Source organism: Phenylobacterium sp., assembly GCF_024508875.1.
GTDB lineage: Bacteria > Pseudomonadota > Alphaproteobacteria > Caulobacterales > Caulobacteraceae > Phenylobacterium.
The window spans coordinates 1-5,816 of sequence record NZ_JANINU010000149.1 but is presented as its reverse complement, the minus strand read 5'-3'; the positions used below and the strand labels follow the sequence as shown (position 1 = coordinate 5,816).

The window sequence follows — 5,816 nt, the reverse complement described above, 5'->3', positions numbered from 1 at the left end:
GAGGGTTTATCGGGGCGCCATGAGCGACGTCACGATCTACCACAACCCCAACTGCGGCACCTCGCGCAACACCCTGGCGCTGCTGCGCGAGAAGGGTCTCGAGCCGACGGTCGTCGAGTACCTGAAGGCCGGCTGGACCCGCGACCAGTTGCAGGACATCCTCAAGCGCATGGGCGCCGGCGCCCACGACATCCTGCGCGTCAACGGCACCAAGGCCGACGAGCTGGGCCTGACCGATCCGGGCGCCTCGGACGACGCGCTGATCGCGGCCATGATCATCGACCCGATCCTGGTGAATCGCCCTATCGTCGTCACGCCGAAGGGTGCGGCGCTGTGCCGTCCCGCCGAGTTGGTGCTCGGTCTCATCTGAGACAGTTCGACCGGGCGCGGTCGCGCCACGTTCCGGTCATCGTGATCTTCGACTGCTGGGGCGCCGGGGGGCGCTTACCCGGCCCTGGGCGTCCGGGGCCGCGCATCGGTGGATACCGGGGGTGCGATGCAGATTTTCCAGGCCCGCAGGCTGCCCGTCCGACTTGTCCCGCTGCTGACCGGCGCGGCCGTCGCCATCTGCGCCGTCGCGGGCGGCTGGCAGGTTGCGGCGCAGCTCGCCCGCAAGCCCGAGGTCGCCCTCGCGCCGGAGGCCGCGGCCGCGCTGCAGCATGCGGCCTTCACCCAGTCCGAAGCTCGCCCGGGCTACGCGCGGCCGCGCAGCGTCAGTGTGCAGGTCCGCTCCGGCGAGACCCTGCAGGACGCCGTCGAGCGCGCGGGCGTCACCGCCGCCGAGGCCGAGCAGGCGGTCGAGACCCTCGCCCGCGCCATGGATACGGTGCACATCAAGGCCGGCATGGCCTTCGACGCCGCAGTCGCCCAGCCGGCCGGCGGCGACCGCGCCGCCCGCCTGATCGGCCTGTCGCTGCGGACCGGTCCGGCCACCGCCGTCACCCTGTCCCGCACCTTCGACGGCGCCCTGCGCTTGCGCGCGCTGGAGGAGAAGGTCGCCGACGAGACCACCGTGGCCGACGGCGAGATCCAGGGCTCGCTGTACGAGAGCGCCCAGCGCCTGGGCGCCACGCCCGCCATTACCGCCCAGGTCGCCAAGCTGTTCGCCCACAAGCTGGACTTCCAGCGCGACATCCAGCCTGGCGACGATTTCCGCCTCGTCTTCGACCGCAGGGTCACCGAGAGCGGCCGGACGATCGAGACAGGCGATCTGGAGTACGCCGAGCTGCACGGCGTGAAGTTCTTCCGCTTCGAGCGCGACGACGGCCAGGCGGAATACTTCGACGAGACCGGCAAGAACATCCGCGGCTTCCTGCTCCGCACGCCCGTGGACGGCGCCCGGCTGACGTCCGGCTTCGGCAAGCGGCGCCATCCGATCCTGGGCTATGCGCGAGCCCACCAGGGCGTGGACTTCGGCGCCGGCAGCGGCACGCCCGTCCTGGCCGCCGGCGACGGCGTGGTCGTGAAGGCCGGACGCTGGGGCGGCTATGGCAACTGGCTTCAAATCCGCCATTCGGGCGGCTGGGACACCGGCTACGCCCACCTCTCCCGCTACGCCAAGGGGCTCCGCCCGGGCATGAAGGTGCGCCAGGGCCAAGTGGTGGCCTATGTCGGAACGACCGGCCTCTCCACCGGCCCGCACCTGCACTACGAGGTCTGGCAGCGCGGGCGGCGCGTGAACCCGGTCGGCGCCAAGGTCCCGCAGGGCACGGTGCTGGCGGGCGCCGAGCTGCGGCGGTTCCAGGCGCAGAAGGGCCGCGTCGAGCGCCTGCTCGCCAAGGGCCCCGCCGGCAAGGTCGCGCTGGCCGCCGCCGATCGCTGATCCCGCCGCCTGGCTCGTTTGACCTTGCGCAATGCGCGCCGCCCGGCGCTGGATACGGTGCCGCGATGCCGCCTCGCGCCCTGTTCCTCCTGGCGACCTGCGCTGCCAGCCTCGCCGCCGCGACGCCGGCCGGCGCCGGTGAGGCCTCGGCCGCGCGCGGGCAGGACCTGGCCCGGCGGCATTGCGCCCGCTGCCACGCGGTTGAGCCCACCGGCGACAGCCGCGAGCCGGCCGCCCCGCCGTTCCGCGAGCTCAACCGCCGCTACGCGCCCGAGGCGCTGTCCGAAGCCCTTGCCGAGGGCCTGCTGACCGGACATCCCCTGATGCCCGAGTTCCGCTTCGGCCCTGACGACGCCCAGTCGGTGATCCTGTACCTGAAGTCGATCCAGTCGCGGCAGCCGTCCTGATCCGGCGATCCCGACCGCAAACGAAAACGCCCGGCGCGAGGCCGGGCGTTCCGCAATGGGCGCTGTTCGCGGATCAGGCGTCGAAGACGATGACCGAGCGGGCGACCGCGCCGGTCTTCATTTCCTCGAAGGCCTCGTTGACTTGCTCCAGCTTGATCCGGCGGCTGATCATGTCGTCCAGGTGCAGCTTGCCGGCCATGTAGGCGTCGACCAGGCGCGGCATGTCGACCGGGAAGCGGTTCGAACCCATCAGCGAGCCCTGGATGCGCTTCTCGCCCAGGAAGGCGGCGCCCATCAGGCTGATGGTCTGGCCCACCGGGATCATGCCGATGACGTTGGCCGTGCCGCCGCGCGCCAGCATGTTGAACGCCTGCTCGGCGGTCGCGGCCAGGCCGATGGCCTCGAAGCTGTGCTGCACGCCGCCGCGCGTCATCTCCAGCACGGTCTTCACCGCGTCCGGGCCGCCCAGCACGAAGTCCGTCGCGCCCATAGACTTGGCCAGGTTTTCCTTACCCGGCGCCATGTCGATGGCGATGATCCGGCCGGCGCCGGCCATCGCCGCGCCGTTCACCGCCGCCAGGCCCACGCCGCCGCAGCCGATGACCGCCACCGTGTCGCCGGGGCGCACGTTCGAGGTGTGGAACACCGCGCCCACGCCGGTCATCACGCCGCAGCCGATCAGGGCGGCGCGGTCCAGCGGCATGTCCTTGCGGATCGCCACGCAGGCGTTCTCGTGGATCAGCATCTTCTCGGCGAACGACGAGAGGTTCAGGTACTGCAGCATCGGGCCGTTCGGCGCGCTCAGCCGGGGCTCATCTTCTTCGCGGCGCTTGGTCTCGGGCGAGACGCAGCGGGCCATGTGGCCGGTGACGCAGTGGTCGCAGTGGCCGCAGAAGGCCGAGAGGCAGGTGATCACGTGATCGCCCGGCTTCACGCTACGCACTTCCGAGCCGACCGCCTCGACGATCCCGGCGCTCTCATGGCCCAGAACGGCGGGCATGGGGTGGGGATACTTGCCCTCGATGAAGTGCAGGTCCGAGTGGCAGACGCCGGCGGCGGCGGTGCGGATCAGCACCTCGCGCGGGCCGGGCTTGGAGATGTTCACATCCTCGATCTGAAGCGGCTTGCCCACTTCGCGCAGCACGGCGGCCTTCATGGCGTCATTCCCCTTCCTCAAACAATCGTTGGGGCAAGCCTTATCGCCGTTCAGATGAGCCTGGAAAGTCCTTATTGGCGAAACCGGTCGACATGGCGCGCGCACCCGACCCTCCGGAAGCCTTCCCGCTCCGGATAGGCCGCCGGCAGCGGATAAGAAGGCGTCCAAATCAAAAGAGATCGAGCCCTTGTATCCCAGTCGGCTTGACTCAGGCCGACTGAGACGGGCTCTAAGCCCGATGGATGCCGCCCAGCCCGCAAAGGCCGTCTCCGCGTTCGACGTGTTCCTGGCGTTCCTGAAGCAGGGCCTGACCGCGTTCGGCGGCCCCGCCGCGCACCTGGGCTACTTCCGCAAGGACTTCGTCGAGAAGCGGGGCTGGCTTTCGGAGGGGGCGTTCGCCGACCTCGTGGCGCTCTGCCATTTCCTGCCGGGCCCAGCGTCCAGCCAGATGGGCATGGCCATCGGCCTGCGCCAGGCGGGACTCGCAGGCGCCCTCGCCGCCTTCGCGGGGTTCACCCTGCCTGCCGCCGTGGCGATGATCGCTTTCGCCGCCTTCGCGCCGCGCCTCTCCGCGTACTCGGGGGGCGGCTGGATCCACGGGCTCAAGATCGCCGCGGCCGCCGTCGTGCTCCAGGCGGTGGTCGACATGGCGCGCCGGCTCGCGTTGGGCCCGGTGCGCGCCGGCATGGCCATCGGCGCCTGTCTCGGCCTGATCGTGGCGCAAAGCCCGGTGGCTCAGGTCGGCGCACTGCTGGCCGGCGGCCTCTTCGGCCTTGCCCTGCTGCGCGACGTTCCGGCCGAGCTCGCGCCCGACGACGCGGTCGAGATGGTGGACCGCCCCAGCGCCCTGTTCGCCCTCGGTCTCTTCGTCCTGCTGCTGGTCGGCCTGCCGATCCTCGCCAACCTGCTGCAGAACCCCGGCCTCGGCATGGCCAGCGTCTTCTACCGGATCGGCTCGCTGGTCTTCGGCGGCGGCCACGTGGTGCTGCCGCTTATGCAGCGCGAGATCGTCGACCGCCGCTGGCTTGATCCCGACACCTTCCTGATGGGCTACGGCGTGATGCAGGCCCTGCCCGGCCCATTGTTCAGCTTCGCCGGCTTCGTCGGCGCGGCCCAGAAGTACGGACCCGGAGGGATCGCCGGCGGCCTCATCGCCCTCTTCTCCATCTTCCTGCCCAGCCTGCTGCTGATCACCGGCGTGCTGCCGTTCTGGGACCGGCTCAAGCGCCAGGGCTGGGCCCGCGGCGCCGTCGCCGGCGTGGGCGCCACGGTCGTTGGCGTCCTGGCCGCCGCGCTCTGGGACCCCGTGCTGATGGAGACCGTCCGCCGCCCCGCCGACTGGGCCCTGGTCGGCGCGGCCTTCATCTTCCTGCAGGTGGCCAAGCTGCCGCCTTGGCTGGTGGTCATCGGCTTCGCCGCCGCGACGGGGCTGCTGCTGGGATAGGCGCGCATACGTACAGCCGGCGGAACCGAACGCTACCCCGCCTGCAGTGGCGCGGCCTTGCCCAGCCGGACCGGCCAGAGCTGCGGCATCTTCGGCCAGCGGAACGTCCAGCCGGCGCTCTTCTGCGGGATGCAGGCTTCCAGGGCGGTGATCAGCGTCTCGGTCGGCCCATCGTTCAGGAAGTGGTTGGCGCCCTCGGTCCGCACCACCCGGATCGGCCGGCGCGTCAGCGTCTCCTCGGCCAGCTTCTCGGCCACCTCGACCGGCGCGAAATCGTCCTGGTCGCCGTGGATCATGTGGATCGGGATGTTGAGCTTCGCCAGAGCCCGCTTGGCGTGGCGCAGTTGCGGCTTCTGGCCCGTCACCTCGATCACCGCGTGGCGCAGGTCCTTCGGGATCATCTTCAGCGCCTTGCCGCCCAGGTCGAGCAGCCAGCGGGCCGTCGGCCCTGCCTCGCCGAAGAAACCGGACAACAGAACGAGGCCGGCCACCTTGCCGGGATTCTGTTCGGCCATGATCGAGGCTATGGCCGCGCCGTAGCTCTGGCCCACCAGCAGCACCTTCTGCCCCGGCGCCGCCCTCAGCACGGGCGCCAGCGCCTCGGCCTGGACGCGGATGTCGGTCACCGGGTGCAGGGGCTCGGAGGCGGCGTAGCCGGGCCGGTCGACCACGATCATCTGCCGGTCCTGCGGCAGCTCGGCCAGGGTCTCGGCCCAGTACTCGGCCCAGGACGGGGCGCCGGTGATGACAACGATCTTCCAGGGCGCCGGGATCGCACGCGGCGTCTCCAGCGCTGAGATGCGCCAGCCGTGGCCCCCGCCGGCGATGAAGCTGGTGCGGCGGACCACGTCCTCGGGATAGTCAGCCGACGTCGGGGCGTGCTCGGTCCGCCCTTTGGCGGCGGCCTCGATCGCCGCCCACCCCATCGCAAGCACGCCTTTGGGACGCTTCCTCGCCACGCCCGACCTCCGACTTCAGCACAGTGTC

The 5,816-nt window shown here is 71.0% G+C and carries 6 protein-coding genes; 4 read left to right on the top strand and 2 right to left on the bottom strand.

Annotated features, from left to right (window positions below; genetic code table 11):
* The 3 genes from arsC to Q0L11_RS12340 form a co-directional block, all read left to right on the top strand.
* The coding region (gene arsC / locus Q0L11_RS12350) for an arsenate reductase (glutaredoxin) (RefSeq protein WP_367183405.1) at positions 1-370 on the top strand (370 nt) is incomplete at its 5' end.
* 126 nt (positions 371-496) lie between these two features.
* The gene (locus Q0L11_RS12345) at positions 497-1,822 is read left to right on the top strand and encodes a M23 family metallopeptidase (protein WP_296597602.1); all 1,326 of its coding nucleotides are present in this window, start codon (positions 497-499) and stop codon (positions 1,820-1,822) included.
* Between the two features lie 65 nt (positions 1,823-1,887).
* Positions 1,888-2,229 (top strand): cytochrome c, encoded by a 342-nt coding sequence (locus Q0L11_RS12340; RefSeq protein WP_296597601.1) that lies wholly within the window; start codon positions 1,888-1,890, stop codon positions 2,227-2,229.
* Positions 2,230-2,302: 73 nt separating this feature from the next.
* Here Q0L11_RS12340 and Q0L11_RS12335 read toward each other — a convergent pair whose 3' ends face one another.
* The gene (locus tag Q0L11_RS12335) at positions 2,303-3,385 is read right to left on the bottom strand and encodes a Zn-dependent alcohol dehydrogenase (protein WP_296597600.1); all 1,083 of its coding nucleotides are present in this window, start codon (positions 3,383-3,385) and stop codon (positions 2,303-2,305) included.
* Positions 3,386-3,623: 238 nt separating this feature from the next.
* Between Q0L11_RS12335 and chrA the strand changes: the two genes are divergently transcribed.
* Positions 3,624-4,829, top strand: coding sequence for a chromate efflux transporter (gene chrA, locus Q0L11_RS12330; RefSeq protein ID WP_296597599.1), 1,206 nt, complete (start codon positions 3,624-3,626; stop codon positions 4,827-4,829).
* Between the two features lie 32 nt (positions 4,830-4,861).
* Here the strand turns inward: chrA and Q0L11_RS12325 are convergent, their stop codons facing one another.
* Positions 4,862-5,788, bottom strand: a complete 927-nt coding sequence (locus Q0L11_RS12325; RefSeq protein ID WP_296597598.1) for an alpha/beta hydrolase — start codon at positions 5,786-5,788, stop codon at positions 4,862-4,864.
* Positions 5,789-5,816 lie beyond the last annotated feature (28 nt).